This window comes from Streptomyces nigrescens (assembly GCF_027626975.1).
GTDB lineage: Bacteria > Actinomycetota > Actinomycetes > Streptomycetales > Streptomycetaceae > Streptomyces > Streptomyces nigrescens.
In genome coordinates, this window is the sequence record NZ_CP114203.1 from 7,768,586 (window position 1) to 7,784,562 (window position 15,977).

A 15,977-nucleotide genomic window follows, 5' to 3' on the forward strand; every position below is an offset into this window, starting at 1 on the left:
CGGACCGCCGCGCCGTCCGGGCCGGCCGCCGGAGGTCAACCGGCAGGCGCGGCAGGGGAATACGCTGGACGCCCGCCGCGGCGGCACGGCCCGGTGGGCAAGCGGGGGCGGCCCGTCAGCCGACTTTGGTGCCCCGTATCCGGATGTGTGAGCCGGCCGCCGTACGGGCGTCCTCCTGTGGCAGGGGCTCCCCGCACCCGCGGACCGCACGGACCTCTTCGGGCGCCGTGATCAGGGCCGGAAGGGTGAACCACACGACCTTGCCGCTGCCGTCCGGGCGCACCCCCCAGCTCTCGCTGAGCGCCGCGATCAGCGCCAGACCGCGACCGCAGGTCTCCCAGCTCTCGGCGACCCGGATCCGGGGCAGCCGGGGGTCCTCGTCGTGCACCGAGACCGTCAACTGATCAAGAAGAACGCACAGTTCCACGGTGCACTGTTTGCTGGGACGGGCGTGCCGGTGCACATTGGCGAGGAGTTCGGTCACCCCGAGCGCCGCCGGGTCTATCAGGGCATCGAGACGCCAGTACCGCAGCTGGGCGGAGACGATTCTGCGCACATGTCCGATGCGAGCCGGAACGGCTTGGAGCTCCACCGTGCAGTGCCTGCTGGGCTGCCTGATCACGACCGCGACTCCCTGATGAGGCCGGGCGCCCCTCGTACCGGGCAGGGGCGAAGATCGGATCCAGCGATGCCGACTGCGCCACAGCGTCACCGCTGGTGAACCCTCAGTGATACGAGTCCAGGGTCAGGCAGCCGGAGCGCTCCCGCAACTGCACCTCCACGGCCGGAGCAAGGCCGTCAGGGGTGGGGCGGGCGCGCCGCCTCCAGGGCCTTGAAGAAGAGCTCCGGGGCGCCGAGCGTGAGCGAGTAGCGGTGGCCGTTGAGCGTGGCGAGCGCCCGGTCCCGTGCCGCGAACAGCGGCTTATGGGCCTGTACGGCCTGCAGCGGGGCACTGTCGATCTCCGTGCCGTAGCTGGTCAGCAGCGCCAGTCTGCCGTCGCTGATGACGACCTGACCGGCGCGGGTCAGGGACCGCAGCCACCGCTCGATCCGTACGCCGGTCGCGTTGAACTCAGGCTCCGCCATGCCGGCACCTCCTCGGTAGACGGGCAGCTGCCCTCCACCGCCCCTTGGGGGAAGTCTGCCGCTACCGCGCCCGGCGCACCAGTGGCCCCGGTGCGCAGTGCGCACAACGGCCCTGCCCCACGGCCTCCTTGGGGTATCTCAAAGCGATGTTTATGCAGGTGAGAAGCGTGCGGCGGGTGGCTATAGTCGGAATCGGCCCGCCGTTGTCCGCGGGCTTCCACACCCAGAGGAGCGCGCCGGTGAGCACCGCACAGCAGCCGCAGAGCCGGCCTGACCACGAGGCCGCGAGCGAAGCCCCGATACCGACCGTCGACGTCGACCGCACGGATCCGGACTACCGCAGCTGGCTCAAAGAAGCCGTCCGCAAGGTCCAGGCGGATGCCAACCGCACCGCCGACACCCATCTGCTGCGCTTCCCGCTGCCCGAGAAGTGGGGCATCGACCTCTACCTCAAGGACGAGTCGACGCACCCCACCGGCAGCCTCAAGCACCGACTGGCCCGCTCGCTGTTCCTCTACGGGCTGTGCAACGGCTGGATCCGCCCCGGCAAGCCCGTCATCGAGTCCTCCAGCGGCTCCACGGCCGTCTCCGAGGCGTACTTCGCCTCCCTCATCGGGGTGCCGTTCATCGCGGTGATGCCGGCCACCACCAGCCGTGAGAAGACCCGGCTGATCGAGTTCCACGGCGGTACCTGCCATCTGGTGCAGGACCCGCGGACCGTCTACGAGGTCTCCGCCCGGCTCGCCGCCGAGTCCGGCGGCCACTACATGGACCAGTTCACCTACGCGGAACGGGCCACCGACTGGCGCGGCAACAACAACATCGCCGAGTCGATCTACCAGCAACTGCGGCTCGAACGCTATCCCGAGCCCGCCTGGATCGTGGCGACCGCGGGCACCGGCGGCACCTCCGCGACCATCGCCCGCTATGTCCACTACATGCAGTACGACACCCGCATCTGCGTCCCCGACCCGGAGAACTCCTGCTTCTTCGACGGCTGGCTCACCGGCGACGCCAAGACGGACTGCGCCACCGCCTCGCGCATCGAGGGCATCGGGCGGCCGCGGATGGAGCCGAGCTTCGTGCCCGGTGCCATAGACCGGATGATGAAGGTCCCGGACGCGGCCAGTGTCGCGGCCGTACGCGCCCTGGAGACCGCGATAGGCCGCAAGGCGGGCGGTTCGACCGGCACCGGGTTGTGGAGCGCCCTGAAGATCGTCGCCGAGATGGTCGCCGAGGGCCGCAAGGGATCCGTCGTCACCCTGCTGTGCGACCCCGGTGACCGCTACCTCGACAAGTACTACTCCGACGACTGGCTGGCCTCCCAGGGCTTGGACATCACGCCCTACGCGCGCACCCTCGACGAGTTCCTGACCACCGGCTCCTGGTCCGCCTGAACCTCCGGGCGGGCGGTGGGGACCGGCTCAGGGGCGGGTGAGCCTGAGGGTGGGTTGCGGGGAGCCGGCTCAGGGCCGGGTGAGCCTGCGGGTGGGCGGTGGGGGTCGGCTCAGGGGCGGGTGAGCCTGCGGTCCAGCGCCCGTGCCGACTCCCGGAAGGCGCGGCCCAGACCGGGTCTGGCCAGCGTCAGCAGAAGGCGGAACGGCGCCGGGCCGTCCGCCGCGAACGTCCACCGCAGCCGGGTGCCGCCGCCCGCCGGTGCCAGCCGCCAGTCCTCCAACAGGGCCCGCAGACCAGGGGCGTTGGTGGTGTCGACGCGGTAGGCGTAATGCGCGTCGGGCTCGGCCGCCAGGATCGTCTCGGTGAAGCGGGTGCCGCCGGTCAGCCGCACCTCCCGGCCCGTGCCGCCCTGTGTCGGCGCCGAGCGCGCCACGCCGGTGAACCAGCACGACCAGTCGGCCACATCGTCCGCCAGCGCCGCATACACCGCCTTCGGCGGCGCGCTGACCTCCGCGGTGAACACCAGCCGCAGCGGGGCGGATTCGACGAAGTCGAGCTCGACGGGGCGGAGACGGCGTGCCATGGGACGAGCACCCCCTACGGGACGGTCGGCGGGTCTGCGCGGCACACCCTAGCTGGCGGCCCGTCAGATGTCTGCGTCCTCCGGCTGCTCGCCCGCCACCACCAGCTCCGGCGGCAGCTCCGCGAACTCCGCACGCGCCCCCGCGGGCAGCCCGGCATCCGTCACCAGCACATCCACCTGATCCAGCGTCGCGAACGAACTCAGGCCGACCGTGCCCCACTTGGTGTGGTCGGCGACCACCACCACCCGCCGCGCGGACCGCACGAAATGCCGGTTGGTCTCCGCCTCCGCCAGATTCGGCGTCGACAGACCCGCCTCGACCGATATGCCGTGCACCCCGAGGAAGAGCACATCGAAATGCAGCGACCGGATCGCGGCGTCCGCCACCGGGCCCACCAGGGTGTCCGACGGCGTACGCACCCCGCCCGTCAGCACGACCGTCGCGGCACCCGCGCGCGGTCCCGTGCCACCGCTGGCCGCCGCCCGCTGCGCGGTGTAGAACACATCGGCCACCCGCACCGAATTCGTCACCACTGTCAGATCCGGCACCTCCAGCAGTTGCTGGGCCAGCGCGAACGCGGTCGTGCCGCCCGCCAGCGCGATCGCGCTGCCCGGCGCCGCCATCTCGGCCGCCGCCTTGGCGATGTCCTCCTTGGCGCTCAGCTCCAGCCCCGACTTCGCCTCGAAACCGGGCTCGTGCGCGCTCGGCTCGCTGACCGGCACCGCGCCGCCGTGCACCTTCTCCACCAGGCCCTGCCGGGCCAGCGCGTCCAGATCGCGACGGACCGTCATGTCCGACACGCTCAGCTTGCGGGTCAGCTCATTGACCCGCACCCCGCCCCGTCGTCTGACCTCGTCGAGAATCAGGGCACGCCGCTGCTCCGCGAGGAGATTCTGGTTGTCGCTCACCCCGGCCCGTCCCTTCCGCCCCGGCTCGCTGTGTCGGGTCGTACGCGCTGGCTTTGCCGCCTGCGATCACTGATGCCCTCATCCTCGCACGAGGCACTGACAGTGACGGCGTTGTCGGGTGAGGCGGTTCGGCGCGGGTGGGGGAAAGGGGGATGGGCGGAGGCGGGGGACTGGGGTGGGGTGAGGGGTGTGGTGGTGGCGCTTTCTGAGCTGGCTCGTGCCCGCCTCCCTCGGAGCTGCTCGTCCGCCTCCCTCGGAGCTGGCTCGTGCCCGCCTCCGGTTGCTCCCCCGCCCCCTCCCCCTCTCCCCCTTCGGGGGAGGGGGCGGGGGTGGGTTCGGGGGTGGGAGGGGGACGCGCGAGAGCGCAAGACGAAGCCCCCGACACCTTCGCCAGAACGCCACCCCGAGGTGGTGCTGGATGTGCGTACAAGGGGAAGAGACAATCCTGGGGGCGTCGCACCGCTCGGCGCCGCACGGACTACGGGGGAATTCAGTGGAGACCGCGGACCCGACACCGCACGCCCGCCCAACGGACCCTGGCAGCCCAGGAGATGGGCCACCGGACAACGCACCACAGCTCTCCCTGGAGCTGCTGGTGCACGGCGTCGGGGGCACCACCGCCCAGGAGATGCTCGGTGACCCACGCGTCCAGCTGATCACCGGCGACGACACCGCCGCCTGCTACCGCCGCACCGAGGACGCGGACGCCGAGCAACGGCCCGACGACTACCGCGTCGAGCCGGTCCGCGAGGCGTACTGCTGGTCCAACCTCACCTCGGGCAACGGCGCCCGCGCCCTGTGGCTGATCCTGGTGCCCTTCATGGTCGCCAACCTCGCCCACTGGATGCGCCCGGCCGCCCCGCCCGAGCACCCGGCCCAGCGGATCTACGACCTGCTCGTACGCATCCTCGCCCTCACCCTCACGGTCCTGCTCGCCGCCGCGGCCTGCGAGGTCGCCCTCGACCTCACGGCCTGGCAGTGCGCGGGCACCACCGTCTGCGCCTCCGGCAAATCCTGGATGGGCTTCCTCAGCCCCGACAACTCCGGCTGGTGGAGCGCCCCGGGCCGCCGTCTCGCGCTCGCGTCCGTGGTGCCGCTGCTCGTCATCGGCTTCCTGTGGGGGCTCTCCCGCCGCACCTGGAGCGCCTACGAATCCGCCTCACCGCCGCCGCGGCTGCCCGGTACCTCCCGCGACACCCCGGTCGCCGAACGCACCGCGCTCAGCCGCGAGGGCTTCTGGTACGGCCGCCGGCTGGTCGCCAGACTGCGCGCCGCACACACCACGGCCGGTGTGCTGACCGTGGCCGCCGTACTGCTCGCCGCCGCCGCGAAGGCCGACGGGGACGACGGCCGCACCGTCCTCGCGGTCACCGGCCGGGCCCTGACCACCCTGGTCATCCTGCTCGCCGCCGCCACCCTGGTGGTGGTCTGGCGCACCGCCCGCAGCGAGGACGCGCCGGACGTCGCCTCGGACCACCTGGTCGTACGGGCGCTGCCGTTCGCCGCCCTGGGGGTGCTGGCGCTGACCATGGTGCACACCGGCTGGGCGCGCCCCGGCGCCCACAGCCACGGTCCGCTGCCCGGCGCCGCCGCCTTCGGCGGGATCGCCGTCTTCCAGGGCGTGCTGGTCCTGGCGCTGGCGGTGACGGCCTGGGTCCTGCAGCGCGCCGCCCGTGACGACGCCCGCACCGCGCTGCGCGGTATGGGCGGGCCCGCCGTCGCCCTGCTGGCCTGTGCGGTCGGCGGGGTGCTGTCCGGGGGCGTGGCCCAGCGCTTCGCGGACTGGCTGGACGGCGGTGCGACCCCCGGCCAGGCGCACGCCCCCATCCCCGGGCCGCCGGTCCTGCTGTCCTGGCAGGCCTCGGTCATCCCCGTGCTGCTGGTCGTCGTCGCCGTGGTCGCCGTACTCGCCGCCGTCCGAGTGGTGATCGTCCGCAACCGGGTGGCCAAGGACATCCCCGGGCTCTACGACCCCCGCGAGCACCCCGACGCGGGCCGTACCAAGCGCATCGCCGCCACCATCGCCGGCGCCGGACTCACCGATTCCGCGCCCGTCCTGATCGCGGCCACCTCCGCCGTCACCCTCGTCCTCGGGGCCGGCGCGGTGGTCGGCGCCTGGCTCACCGGCCGGGCGCCGGGCCGCGCCACCGAAGGCGCGCCGCCCGTCGTGCACGCCGCCGCCGAGACCGCGGAATCCCTGGGGTCCTGGCTGATGGGCGCCGGGGTCATACTGCTGATCACGGCGGGCCGGCGTGCCTACCGCGATCACTCCGCCCGCCGCACCATCGGCATCCTGTGGGACGTCGGCACGTTCTGGCCCCGCGCCGCCCACCCCTTCGCACCGCCCTGCTACGCCGAGCGCGCCGTCCCCGACCTCACCTGGCGGATGGCCACCTGGACCGAGCGGTTCGACGGCCGGCTGGTGCTCTCCGGGCACTCCCAGGGCAGTGTGCTGGCGGCCGCCGCGGTCTGGCAGCTGGACCTGGTCACCCGCAGCCGCGTCGCCCTGATGACGTACGGCAGCCCCCTGGAGCGTCTCTACGGACGCTGGTTCCCCGCCTTCTTCGGGCCGCCCGCGCTGACCGGACTGCACCGCGAGATGGACGACTGGCGCAATCTGTGGCGCTTCACCGACCCCATCGGCGGCCCGATCCGGCTCACCTGCGAGGACGGCCGGCGGATCGACCAGGGGCCGCTGCGCGACCCGCTCGCCTTCGGCCGCACCCTGCAGAACCCGCTGCCCGCCCAGATCCTGGGCCATGGCGACTACCAGGCCGACCCGGTCTTCGAGACGGTCCGTGCCGAGCTGATCGCCCGGCTCGGCCCGGACGTGCCGTGCCAGCGACCCGCTGACGACCGCCCGGAGGTGCGTCCGGCTCAGGGGAGTTCGGGAAGGTCGTCCGCGTAGAGGAGGGTCAGGTCGTCGGTGCTCGGGTCGGTCAGCTGCGCCACCCGGCCCGCGTGCCGCTCGACCATCGCCTCGAACGTCTGCCGCGCGGTACGGCCGTTGCCGAAGGAGGGGCCCTTGGGCAGCGCCGTGAAGTACTTCAGCAGCGCCTCGCCGGCACCCTCGGCGAGGTGGTATTCATGCTCCTCGCCCTGCTGCTCGACGATCCGCAGCAGCTCCTCGGGCGCATAGTCGCCAAAGGTGATGGTCCGTGAGAAACGGGACGCCACACCGGGGTTGACCGCCAGGAAGCGCTCCATCTCGGCGGTGTAGCCCGCCACGATCACCACCACCGCGTCCCGGTGGTCCTCCATCAGCTTCACGAGGGTGTCGATGGCCTCCTTCCCGAAGTCCCGTCCGGAGTCCTCGGGGGAGAGGGCATACGCCTCGTCGATGAACAGCACCCCGCCGCGCGCCCGGTCGAACGCCTCCTGGGTACGGATCGCCGTCGAGCCGATGTGCTCGCCCACCAGGTCCACCCGGGACACCTCGACCAGATGCCCGCGCTCCAACACCGCCAAGGACGCCAGGATTTCGCCGTACAGCCGGGCCACGGTCGTCTTGCCGGTACCGGGGGAGCCGGTGAAGACCAGATGGCGGCGCACCGAGGCGGCCTTCAGCCCCGCCTCCTGCCGGCGGCGCCCCACCTCGATCATGTTGATCAGGCTGCGCACCTCACGCTTGACGCTCTCCAGCCCCACGAGGGTGTCCAGTTCACCCAGCACCTCGTCGGAGGGCCGGCTGCTGACGGCCGGTTCCGCGGCCACCGGCGCCGGTGCGGGCGGCGGCGGGCCCTGCGCCGGGACGTTGCCCAGCAGCCCGGCCGTCTGGGTCATCTGCTGTACCGCGGGCGCCGTCGCGCCGGTGCCCGGTGCCGGCACGGCCCGGCTCTCGTCGCTGGTGCAGTCCTGGACCGTCGGCCCGTCGCCCTGCCCGGCCCCGCCCTCGGCGAACTCGTAGCCGCCGCGCGCACACCGCTCCGTACGGCAGCGTGTCAGCGTCGTACGGCAGCCGTCGATCACATGGAAGCCGAAGCCCGAACTCCCGGTGACCCGGCAGCCCTGGAAGCTGCCGCGGCCCTCGGCGGAGACATAGAACCCGGCCTCGGCCGGTGAACTGACCGTGCAGCCCTCGATGGTGGGGTCCGCGCCCTTGGTGACGATCACGCCGGTCTGCGCACCGTCGATGGTGCAGTTGGCGAGCGTGCCGCCACTGCCGTGGTCGCGGAACCAGGCCCCCGTCGCGGCCTCCCGGATCCGGCAGTCGTCCAGCTGCACGGTCGCCCCGTCGCTCACCGACACCGCGGTGTTGCGGACCTGGGCGATATCGCAGTCGACGACATCGGCGCGGGAGCCCCGGTCCAGTACGAACAGGGCGTCCGGGACGTCGTGCACCCGGGTCGAGTCGAGTACGGCGGTGGCGCCGTCGCTCACCCACACCGCCGGGTAGTCGCCCGTGCTGTCGTGGATCTCGCACTGGTTGGCGTCCACGCGGGTGCCCGGGTCCCAGACGGACAGCCCGTTGCGCCCGAAGTGCCGCACCGTGCTGCGGGTCAGCGTCAGCACCGAACGGGACCGCAGATCGACGGCGTTCTCCGGGATGTCGTGGATGTCGCAGTCGGCGAGGGTGAGGACCGCATCGGTGTCCAGGGTGACGCCGTCGGCCGAGGTGCGGTGGACCGTGCAGTCGGTGAAATGACCGGTGGCCCGGGACGCGACCTGGATCCCCGCGCCCTTGATCTCGTACAGCTCGCAGCCCACCGCCTCGACCGCGCTGCCCTCACCGTGCAGCGACAGTCCGGCGCCCGAGGCGTGGTGGATCCGGCAGTTCTCCAGCCGGGGGTGGGCCCCGCCGCGCACCGCCACTCCGGCCTGCCCGGCGGCCATCACCTCGCACTCCTCGAAGACACCGCCGGCGCCGTCCAGGACGCTGATGCCCACTCCGCCCGCGTTGTCGACCGTGCAGCGGCGCACCGTGGGGCGGGCGCCGCCGCGGACCTCGATGCCGGACGCGGACCGGGTCACCACCCGCAGGCCGGCCAGCTCCGGGGCGCCGTCCTCCACCAGCAGCGCGGGCGACGCCGAATCCGTCGCCTCCAGATGCAGATCGTGGACGGTGGCCGAGGCGCGTACCGTCAGCGCCACACCGTCGGACGGGGCGATCCGCACCGAACCGCGCGCCCCGTCCGGGCCGCGCAGGGTCACCGCGCGCACCAGCACCAGATTCTCGCGGTAGGTACCGGCCGGGACGGTCAGCACATCTCCGTCCCCGGCGGCCTCCAGGGCGGCGGCGAGCGAGCTGTACTCCCCTGTACGGCGTCGCCAACGCGAGGTTCCGGAGTGCGTCACCTGGACCGAGCCCTGTGCCATGGCGCTGTCGTGTCCCCACTTCGTGCGGCGGTTGTCGGCCCGGCACCCATCCGTCCGCGGATGTCCGTATTCCGGTCTGCGAGGCCCCAGCCGAGAGGCTGGCGCCACCACCGTAGCGCGCCCGGCGGGCGGCAGTTGACACGGTCAGCAGCCTGATGACGCGGGCGCTCAACTGCCCGCGTCGGCCCGGCCCCAGTCCTGGCCCGCGCGCTTCCACTCCTGGTCCCAGCGGCGGAAACGACGCACCATCAGCTGCCAGACGATCATCCGCCGGGCACCCTCGATCATCATGCCGACCCCGGCCGTGGTCCCCAGCCCGGCCAGCACCGCATGGGCCCCCGCCGTCCCGGTGTCCATCGGCCGCGGCACCACCCGGCCCCGGTCGTCCGTCCAGATCCGGAACCGCTCACCGGTCTCCACCGGACGGGGCGCGGCGAGCTGCCCGAGGTGCGCGCTGCCGTCCGGGGCCGTCCAGCGGCCGAGGACCCGGCGGTGCGCGTCGCGCTGCGAGGAGGTCTCGGGGTCGGGGTCGAGCGGGGCCCGCGAGATCAGCCGGTCGACCGTGACCCACACCAGATGCCGCTGCTGGTGCTGTATGCGTACGGTCTCCAGCAGTGCGCCCTGCGCGGACCGCCCGGTGAGCCAGCCCGCGGAGGTCGCCCCGAGGACGATCAGGAGGGCCGCGACGAGCGCCACCCAGGCCTCGAGCCGGTCGGTCCGGCGCCGCAGCGGGTTGCGCCGCCAGCGCCATACACCTCTCATCGCTCGCATCGTTGCCCCCTCTCCGTGTCCGTGAATACCGCATCAGGGGTGGTCCATGCGAGAGTTCTGCGAAGAGAGAGCAACATCACCGCGTACAAAGGGCATCTCCCGGACGTACGGAGCGCGTCCCCGGCCCGCTCGCGCCGCGCCTGCCGGACCGGAGTCCTGCCCGGTCAGCGCAGCCGTACCGCCACCGTCACCACGGCGCCCGTCGCGCCCGTCCCCGCCCCGCCCGTGACCGCGAACCGGTCCGCCACCAGGCGCGCCAGCCACAGCCCGCGCCCCTTCGTCGCGCCGTCCAGGCCGGGCAGCAGCTCGGGGATCACCTCCTCGCTGAACCCGGGCCCCGCGTCGCTGATCCGGCACTCCAGCTCATCGCCCACCTGCCGCAGCTCCAGCCGTCCCGAGCCGCCCGCATGCTCCACGGCGTTCCCCGCGATCTCGTCCACCGCCAGCACGAATTCGCCGCGCCGTGGCTCGCACAGGCCCTCCCGGGCCGCGCACTCCTCGACCAGCAGCCGCAGTTGGGGCAGCAGCCGGGCGGTGAAGCGCCGCTGCAAAAGCGGGCGGCCGGACTCCTCGGCCGCCACCTCGGCCGGACCGGAGCTCACCACGGGCGCACCACCTCCGTCAGCACCAGCCGTGACACCGTCCCGGCACCCAGCCGCCGCAGCATCCGGCGCTGCCCGCGGTCGCAGCGCACCTCGATCAGCTCATGGCCCGCTGCGCCGCGGGCCAGGGTGAGCAGGCCGACGGCGCAGCCGACCGACAGGAAGTGCAGCCGGGTCAGATCGACGGTGAGCCGCCGGGCCGGTGCGGTCTGCGCCAGCGATATCTCCAGGGCTCTGCCGACCGCGGGCCGGTGCGTGGCGTCCGCCTCGCCGATGAAGTGCAGCGTCCCGTCCGGTCCGCGCGTCGACCGCAGGCTGCCCAGCCGCTCCAGGAGCACACGGGGATGGGCCCGTTCCATGGCCGTCAGCAGGGTGCGGTCGAACCGGCGGCGGTCGTAGGCACATATCTCGGTGTACGGGCGGCCGCTGAAGAGAGCGTGGGCGCCGGTCTCTCGGGCGGCCATCACCTGGACGTCCGCGCCGAGCGCGCGCACCCAGCCCATGTCGATGAAGGCCCGCAGGCCCGTATGGCCCTCGGCCGTCGCCCGGTCCGTCTCCGCGCGCAGCCGGCTCATCTGGCGCGCGGCGGTGAACTCCGTGTCGGGCCGGATCACCTCGCGCATACTGCTCACCACCAACTGGCCGCGCTCGCGCGCCGGGACCGTGCTGCGGCTGGGGAAGTCGATCCGGGCCAGCACCTCGTCGGCCGGCACCCCGGGGCAGGGGAGGACCAGGACCTTCTCGCCGCGGGCCAGCCCGAGCCGTACGAACGCCGTGACGACCTCCCAGCGCACCTCGTCATCGCCGTAACTCACAAAGGCGTGGTCCCCGGGCCGCAGATGCTGGACAGGCAGGAGGCGGTCGCATCCGGTGTCCCTCGCAGCCATCGGCCCACAACTCTCCGTCTTCCGCCGGCCTCTCCGCCGGCGTCGCCGGGCGCACACCGCGGAGAGGTGGTCACGCCGCGGCGGCCCGCCGGTCGCCTCGGACGCCCATGGCGCGGGGCGCGCGCCGGCCCGTCAGCCGAGTATCTCGAACGGGTCGCCGATCCGGATCGTGCCGGTCCCACGAGGTATCAGATTCTGGCCGAAGACCAGCCGGTCACCGAAGCGGCGATGGTGGGCGAGCGTCCGCAGCGGCTCCTTGCCGCGCTCGGCGGTGCGCTGGTCGGTTGTCGTGACCACGCAGCGTGCGCTGGGCTTGGCCACCGCGAAGTCCACCTCGCCGATGCGGACCCGGTGCCAGTCGTCCTCCGCCCAGGGCGCGGTGCCGTCCACCACCACATTGGGCCGGAAACGGTTCATGGGCAGCGGGCCCTCGTCGGGGTGGTCGCCCTGCGCGATGAGCGAGTTGAGGGCGTTCAGCGACGAGGTGGTCGTCAGCAGCAGCGGGAAGCCGTCGGCGAAGCTGACCGTCTCACCGGGTACGGAGTACGCCGGGTCGATGGGCCGGCGCTTCTCCGGGGCGTCGAGATATACCAGCCGGCACTCGGCGCCCAGATACCCGCTGAACCACTCGGCCGCCTCCGGGGCCGCGGGCACCGCTTCGACCTCGTCCTTCCAGACCTCGACCGGGACCGTCTCCGCGGGCCCGGGCACCGCGACCGTCAACGGCCGCCTCCCGGGCGCGGTGAGCCGGAGGGCACCGCCGGGCAGCCCCTCGGCGCGCGCCAACGCCAGGGTCGGCTGCTGTCGTTGGGTGACCTGCCTGCCCTCGGCATCCACCAGCAGCCAGCGTCGGTCCCCGGCGAGCCCCCACGGCTCCACTACCGCCTCGCCGGGACCGGACCCCGCAATGGATTTGACCGGGTAGAGATGGATCGACTGGAGCGCAGGATTGGGCATGTCTGCCATCCTGCCAGCCGCCTCGGACAGTTGACCGATCGCCCAGGTCAGTACCCGCGGGGGTACTGGCGGCCGTACGGATCGTCGTAGGGCGCGGGGCGGGGCGCGACCGGAGCGGCCGGGCGCATCGCCTCGTACCCCGTGCCCATGGGCGGGCGCTGGGGCTGCTGCTGTTGCGGGGACGGATAGCCGCGGACGCCCGCCTGCTGCGGGATGTACGGCGCCGGGGCCTGCTGCAGCGGGGCGACCGGCTGCGCGGCCGCTCCTGGGTAACCCTGCCCGGGCGAGGGGTGGGAAGGCGCGGCCGGAAGTGCCGGCAGCGCCGAGGGCAGCGCCGGCAAATAGGACGAGCCCGTGTCGTAAGGGGAGGGGTTCACCCGGATCGGGGCGATCTGCGGTGTGCCGCGTTCGGCGACGAGGCTGTCGTAGATCGGGGTGTCCGGGAAGGAAGGCGAAGCGTAGTAGCCGCCGCCGTAGGTAGAGCGGGGGGAGGTCATGCCTCATAAGTTAAGCCCACGATGTGCCGATTGGGGAGTCTGGAAAGAGGGTTGTTTTACGTGTTCGGAGTGGCCATGGAGCGCCAATGTGAGCGAACTTGCGGAAATCGGTCGCGATCGCCCGTAGGGATCCTGTAAAGACCTCGCTTCTCGCAGGTGAACAAGGGACGTTCGGAATCGGCCAAGTAGGTTGGGGGTGCCCCGACCGACGGGGTACGGCGGACGAGAGGAAGGCGCGGCGATGTCGATGCTCAAGGGCAGCAACGTTCCGGTCCCGGCCCCGGCGGTCCGGGTCGAACTGGGCTGGCAGGCGGCCCCGGGGGCACCCGACGTGGACGCCTCCGCCCTGCTGCTGGTGTCCGGAAAGGTCCGCGACGACGCAGACTTCGTCTTCTACAACCAGCCCGCGCACGCCTCCGGCGCCGTACGCCACGAAGGCAAGCGCCCGGCCGGCGGCGCGATGACCGACTGCCTCGCCGTCGATCTGGCCGCCGTCGAACCCGCCGTCGACAAGGTGGTGCTCGCCGCCTCCGCCGACGGCGGCAGCTTCGGCAGCGTCCCGGGGCTGCACATCCGGGTGCTGGACGCCGCGGGCGGTGCCGAGCTCGCCCGCTTCGACAGCCAGGACGCGGGGGCCGAGACCGCCTTCGTCCTCGGCGAGCTCTACCGGCGCCAGGGCGCCTGGAAGTTCCGTGCGGTGGGGCAGGGGTACGACACCGGGCTGGCCGGCCTGGCCACCGACTTCGGCATCAGCGTCGAGGAGCCGGCGGCGCCGCAGCCCCCGGCGCCCGCCCCGGCCCCCGCCGCGCCCGCTCCGCCGCCCCCGGCCATGGCGCCCGCGCCTCCGATGGCACCGCCGCCCCCGGCGCCCGCGGCCCCCATGGCGCCGCCGCCGGCGGCCCCCGCGCCCCCGTTGCCGACGGGCCAGCCGGCGGCGTCCGTCCCGCCCCCGCCGGGGCAGCCCGCGCCCGCCCCCGCACCGCCGGCCGTTCGTCTGACGAAGGTCACCCTCACGAAGGACGCCCCGGCGGTCTCCCTGACGAAGCAGGGCGGCACCTCCGGCGCGATGCGGGTGAACCTCAACTGGAGCGCCGGATCGGCGGGCAAGCGGTTGGGCAAGAAACTTGGCCGAAAAGCGATGGAGGCCATGGGTGCCCGCGGGGCGCTGCTGCCGCAGTCCGGGGAGCTCGACCTCGATCTGTGCGCCCTCTACCAACTCACCGACGGCTCCGCCGGTGTGATCCATCCGCTGGGCAACAACTTCGGCGCCCTGCACGCCCCGCCGTACATCCAGCTCGACGGGGACGACCGCACCGGCGCCGTCGCGGCCGGTGAGAACATGACGATCAACCTCGACCACCAGGACCGCATCAAGCGCGTTCTGATCTTCGTCACCGTCTACGCCGGCGCCCGCAGCTTCGAGGGGCTGAGCGCGACCGTCACCCTCCAGCCCCAGCACGGCGCCCCGGTCGACTTCACGCTGGACGCCTGCACGGTGCCGTCCAACGTCTGCGCGCTGGCCATGATCACCAACACCGGCAGCGAACTCGTCGTCCAGCGCGAGGCCCGCTACCTCGTCCCCGACCCCGGTGTCAGCCCGCAGCGCACCGTCGACCAGGCCTACGGCTGGGGGCTGGACTGGTCACCGGCCCGCAAGTGAGCGGCGGCGTCGGGGGCGCGGCTCAGGGCGCCGGGTACGTCCGGCCCTTCCATGCCGCGCCGCGCCCCCGGTAGTGCTGCACCGCCGAGTCCACCGTCATCAGCAGATAGAGCAGCGCGGTGAAGGGCAGCAGCGGCGCCGCCCACAGCGGCTGCCCGTAGTAGCGCAGCATCGGCAGATACGTCCCGCACATCAGCGCCCAGGCGGCCCCGCCCGACGCCGCGAGCGCCGGACCGCTGCCGGCCAGTCCGGCCACCAGCGCGACGGGCGGCACCAGATAGACCAGGGCGAGACCGAGGACCGTGCCGAGCAGCAGCAGTGGCCGGTGCCGGAGTTGGGCGTACGCGCTGCGCGAGACCATCCGCCACAGCTCGGCCGGCCGCGGATACGGCCGCACGCTGTCCACCCGGTCCGCCAGCCCCAGCCAGATCCGCCCGCCGCCGCGCTTGACCGCCCGCGCCAGCGCCACATCGTCGATCACCGCGTGCCGGATCGCCTCCGGGATGCCCGCCCGCTCGGCGGCCTCCGCGCGCAGCAGCACACAGCCGCCGGCCGCCGCCGCGGTCCGCGCCCCGTGCCGGTTGACCCGGCGGAACGGGTACAGCTGCCCGAAGAAGTAGACGAACGCCGGCACGATCAGCCGCTCCCAGAACGTCACCACCCGCAGCCGCGCCATCTGTGAGACCAGGTCCAGCCGCGCCGACCGGGCTGCCGCCACCAACTCCCGCAGACTGTCCGGGTCGTGCGCGATGTCCGCGTCGGTCAGCAGCAGGTACTCCGGCGCGACGCGCTCCCGCGCCAGCGCCATCCCGTGCCGTACCGCCCACAGCTTCCCCGTCCACCCCGGCTCGGGCTCGCCGGGCGAGGACACCGTCAGCGGCAGCCCGCCCCGCGCGGCCGCCAGTCGCCGGGCCAGCGCGCCGGTCCCGTCCGTACTGCCGTCGTCGACGAGGAACACCTCGGCCCGGCCCGGGTACTTCTGCCCGAGCAGCGACGGCAGGCTGTCCGGCAGCACCGCGGCCTCGTCCCGCGCCGGGACGACCACCGCGACCGACGGCCAGCGCTCCGGATCCCGGCGTTCCGGCAGCCGGACGTCCGTCCGCCAGAAGAAGCCCTGACCCAGCAGCAGCCACACCCAGGCCAGCAGGGACCCGGCACCGATCCACTCCATCGCTCCCACGGCCGCAGTCTGCCGCACCGCACCCGTCGCGCAGCGGCGCTCGACACGGTGTCGGAACGGGGCGGCGGGGGAGGGACGGGGCCGGGAGGGCGGCCATCGGGGGCACTCGCCCGTTCCGCCCGGTATGACAA

At 73.2% G+C, this 15,977-nt stretch carries 14 protein-coding genes; 3 read left to right on the forward strand and 11 right to left on the reverse strand.

Going from position 1 to position 15,977, the window contains the following annotated elements:
• Window positions 1-115: 115 nt before the first annotated feature.
• Together STRNI_RS34505 and STRNI_RS34510 are read right to left on the reverse strand one after the other, a co-directional pair.
• Window positions 116-622: an ATP-binding protein gene (locus STRNI_RS34505; RefSeq protein ID WP_051104172.1), complete on the reverse strand. Its 507-nt coding sequence runs from the start codon at window positions 620-622 to the stop codon at window positions 116-118.
• A gap of 176 nt (window positions 623-798) precedes the next feature.
• Window positions 799-1,086, reverse strand: coding sequence for a hypothetical protein (locus STRNI_RS34510; RefSeq protein WP_018090832.1), 288 nt, complete (start codon window positions 1,084-1,086; stop codon window positions 799-801).
• A gap of 239 nt (window positions 1,087-1,325) precedes the next feature.
• Here STRNI_RS34510 and STRNI_RS34515 point away from each other — a divergent pair, with 239 nt between their 5' ends.
• Complete coding sequence (locus tag STRNI_RS34515) at window positions 1,326-2,483, forward strand: PLP-dependent cysteine synthase family protein (RefSeq protein ID WP_274734218.1); 1,158 nt, start codon at window positions 1,326-1,328, stop codon at window positions 2,481-2,483.
• Between the two features lie 110 nt (window positions 2,484-2,593).
• Here STRNI_RS34515 and STRNI_RS34520 read toward each other — a convergent pair whose 3' ends face one another.
• On the reverse strand, window positions 2,594-3,067 hold the full coding sequence (locus STRNI_RS34520) for an SRPBCC family protein (RefSeq protein ID WP_277412607.1): 474 nt from the start codon (window positions 3,065-3,067) through the stop codon (window positions 2,594-2,596).
• Between the two features lie 63 nt (window positions 3,068-3,130).
• Window positions 3,131-3,976, reverse strand: coding sequence for a DeoR/GlpR family DNA-binding transcription regulator (locus tag STRNI_RS34525; RefSeq protein ID WP_018090829.1), 846 nt, complete (start codon window positions 3,974-3,976; stop codon window positions 3,131-3,133).
• A 493-nt stretch (window positions 3,977-4,469) separates the two neighbouring features.
• Here STRNI_RS34525 and STRNI_RS34530 point away from each other — a divergent pair, with 493 nt between their 5' ends.
• Complete coding sequence (locus STRNI_RS34530; protein ID WP_381844347.1) at window positions 4,470-6,884, forward strand: hypothetical protein; 2,415 nt, start codon at window positions 4,470-4,472, stop codon at window positions 6,882-6,884.
• On the opposite strand, the gene STRNI_RS34535 is transcribed toward STRNI_RS34530, so the two are convergent.
• The 6 genes from STRNI_RS34535 to STRNI_RS34560 form a co-directional block, all read right to left on the reverse strand.
• Window positions 6,854-9,292, reverse strand: coding sequence for a right-handed parallel beta-helix repeat-containing protein (locus STRNI_RS34535; protein WP_148591698.1), 2,439 nt, complete (start codon window positions 9,290-9,292; stop codon window positions 6,854-6,856). The two genes, STRNI_RS34530 and STRNI_RS34535, sit on opposite strands and share 31 nt — an antisense overlap.
• Before the next feature lie 168 nt (window positions 9,293-9,460).
• Window positions 9,461-10,054 carry an Rv1733c family protein gene (locus STRNI_RS34540; protein ID WP_148591700.1) on the reverse strand — a complete coding sequence of 198 codons (594 nt, stop codon included), beginning with the start codon at window positions 10,052-10,054 and terminating at the stop codon, window positions 9,461-9,463.
• Between the two features lie 173 nt (window positions 10,055-10,227).
• The gene (locus tag STRNI_RS34545; protein ID WP_277412608.1) at window positions 10,228-10,668 is read right to left on the reverse strand and encodes an ATP-binding protein; all 441 of its coding nucleotides are present in this window, start codon (window positions 10,666-10,668) and stop codon (window positions 10,228-10,230) included.
• A complete protein-coding gene (locus STRNI_RS34550; RefSeq protein ID WP_266449091.1) occupies window positions 10,662-11,552 on the reverse strand; it encodes an MEDS domain-containing protein in 891 nt (296 codons plus the stop codon). The genes STRNI_RS34545 and STRNI_RS34550 overlap by 7 nt, the downstream gene beginning before the upstream one ends.
• A 132-nt stretch (window positions 11,553-11,684) precedes the next feature.
• A complete protein-coding gene (locus STRNI_RS34555) occupies window positions 11,685-12,509 on the reverse strand; it encodes an MOSC domain-containing protein (RefSeq protein WP_266449088.1) in 825 nt (274 codons plus the stop codon).
• Between the two features lie 47 nt (window positions 12,510-12,556).
• Window positions 12,557-13,006 carry a DUF6643 family protein gene (locus tag STRNI_RS34560; protein WP_018090822.1) on the reverse strand — a complete coding sequence of 150 codons (450 nt, stop codon included), beginning with the start codon at window positions 13,004-13,006 and terminating at the stop codon, window positions 12,557-12,559.
• A 241-nt stretch (window positions 13,007-13,247) separates the two neighbouring features.
• Between STRNI_RS34560 and STRNI_RS34565 the strand changes: the two genes are divergently transcribed.
• Window positions 13,248-14,666, forward strand: a complete 1,419-nt coding sequence (locus STRNI_RS34565; protein WP_277412609.1) for a TerD family protein — start codon at window positions 13,248-13,250, stop codon at window positions 14,664-14,666.
• A gap of 22 nt (window positions 14,667-14,688) precedes the next feature.
• Here STRNI_RS34565 and STRNI_RS34570 read toward each other — a convergent pair whose 3' ends face one another.
• Complete coding sequence (locus tag STRNI_RS34570; protein WP_277413357.1) at window positions 14,689-15,837, reverse strand: glycosyltransferase; 1,149 nt, start codon at window positions 15,835-15,837, stop codon at window positions 14,689-14,691.
• Window positions 15,838-15,977 lie beyond the last annotated feature (140 nt).

Excerpts from the sequence above, each read along its gene's own strand:
- STRNI_RS34565 (WP_277412609.1), top strand. The coding sequence starts at position 13,248 with ATGTCGATGCTCAAGGGCAGCAACGTTCCGGTCCCGGCCCCGGCGGTC.
- STRNI_RS34555 (WP_266449088.1), bottom strand. The coding sequence starts at position 12,509 with ATGCCCAATCCTGCGCTCCAGTCGATCCATCTCTACCCGGTCAAATCC.
- STRNI_RS34550 (WP_266449091.1), bottom strand. The coding sequence starts at position 11,552 with ATGGCTGCGAGGGACACCGGATGCGACCGCCTCCTGCCTGTCCAGCAT.
- STRNI_RS34540 (WP_148591700.1), bottom strand. The coding sequence starts at position 10,054 with ATGAGAGGTGTATGGCGCTGGCGGCGCAACCCGCTGCGGCGCCGGACC.
- STRNI_RS34560 (WP_018090822.1), bottom strand. The coding sequence starts at position 13,006 with ATGACCTCCCCCCGCTCTACCTACGGCGGCGGCTACTACGCTTCGCCT.
- STRNI_RS34510 (WP_018090832.1), bottom strand. The coding sequence starts at position 1,086 with ATGGCGGAGCCTGAGTTCAACGCGACCGGCGTACGGATCGAGCGGTGG.
- STRNI_RS34570 (WP_277413357.1), bottom strand. The coding sequence starts at position 15,837 with ATGGAGTGGATCGGTGCCGGGTCCCTGCTGGCCTGGGTGTGGCTGCTG.
- STRNI_RS34520 (WP_277412607.1), bottom strand. The coding sequence starts at position 3,067 with ATGGCACGCCGTCTCCGCCCCGTCGAGCTCGACTTCGTCGAATCCGCC.
- STRNI_RS34535 (WP_148591698.1), bottom strand. The coding sequence starts at position 9,292 with ATGGCACAGGGCTCGGTCCAGGTGACGCACTCCGGAACCTCGCGTTGG.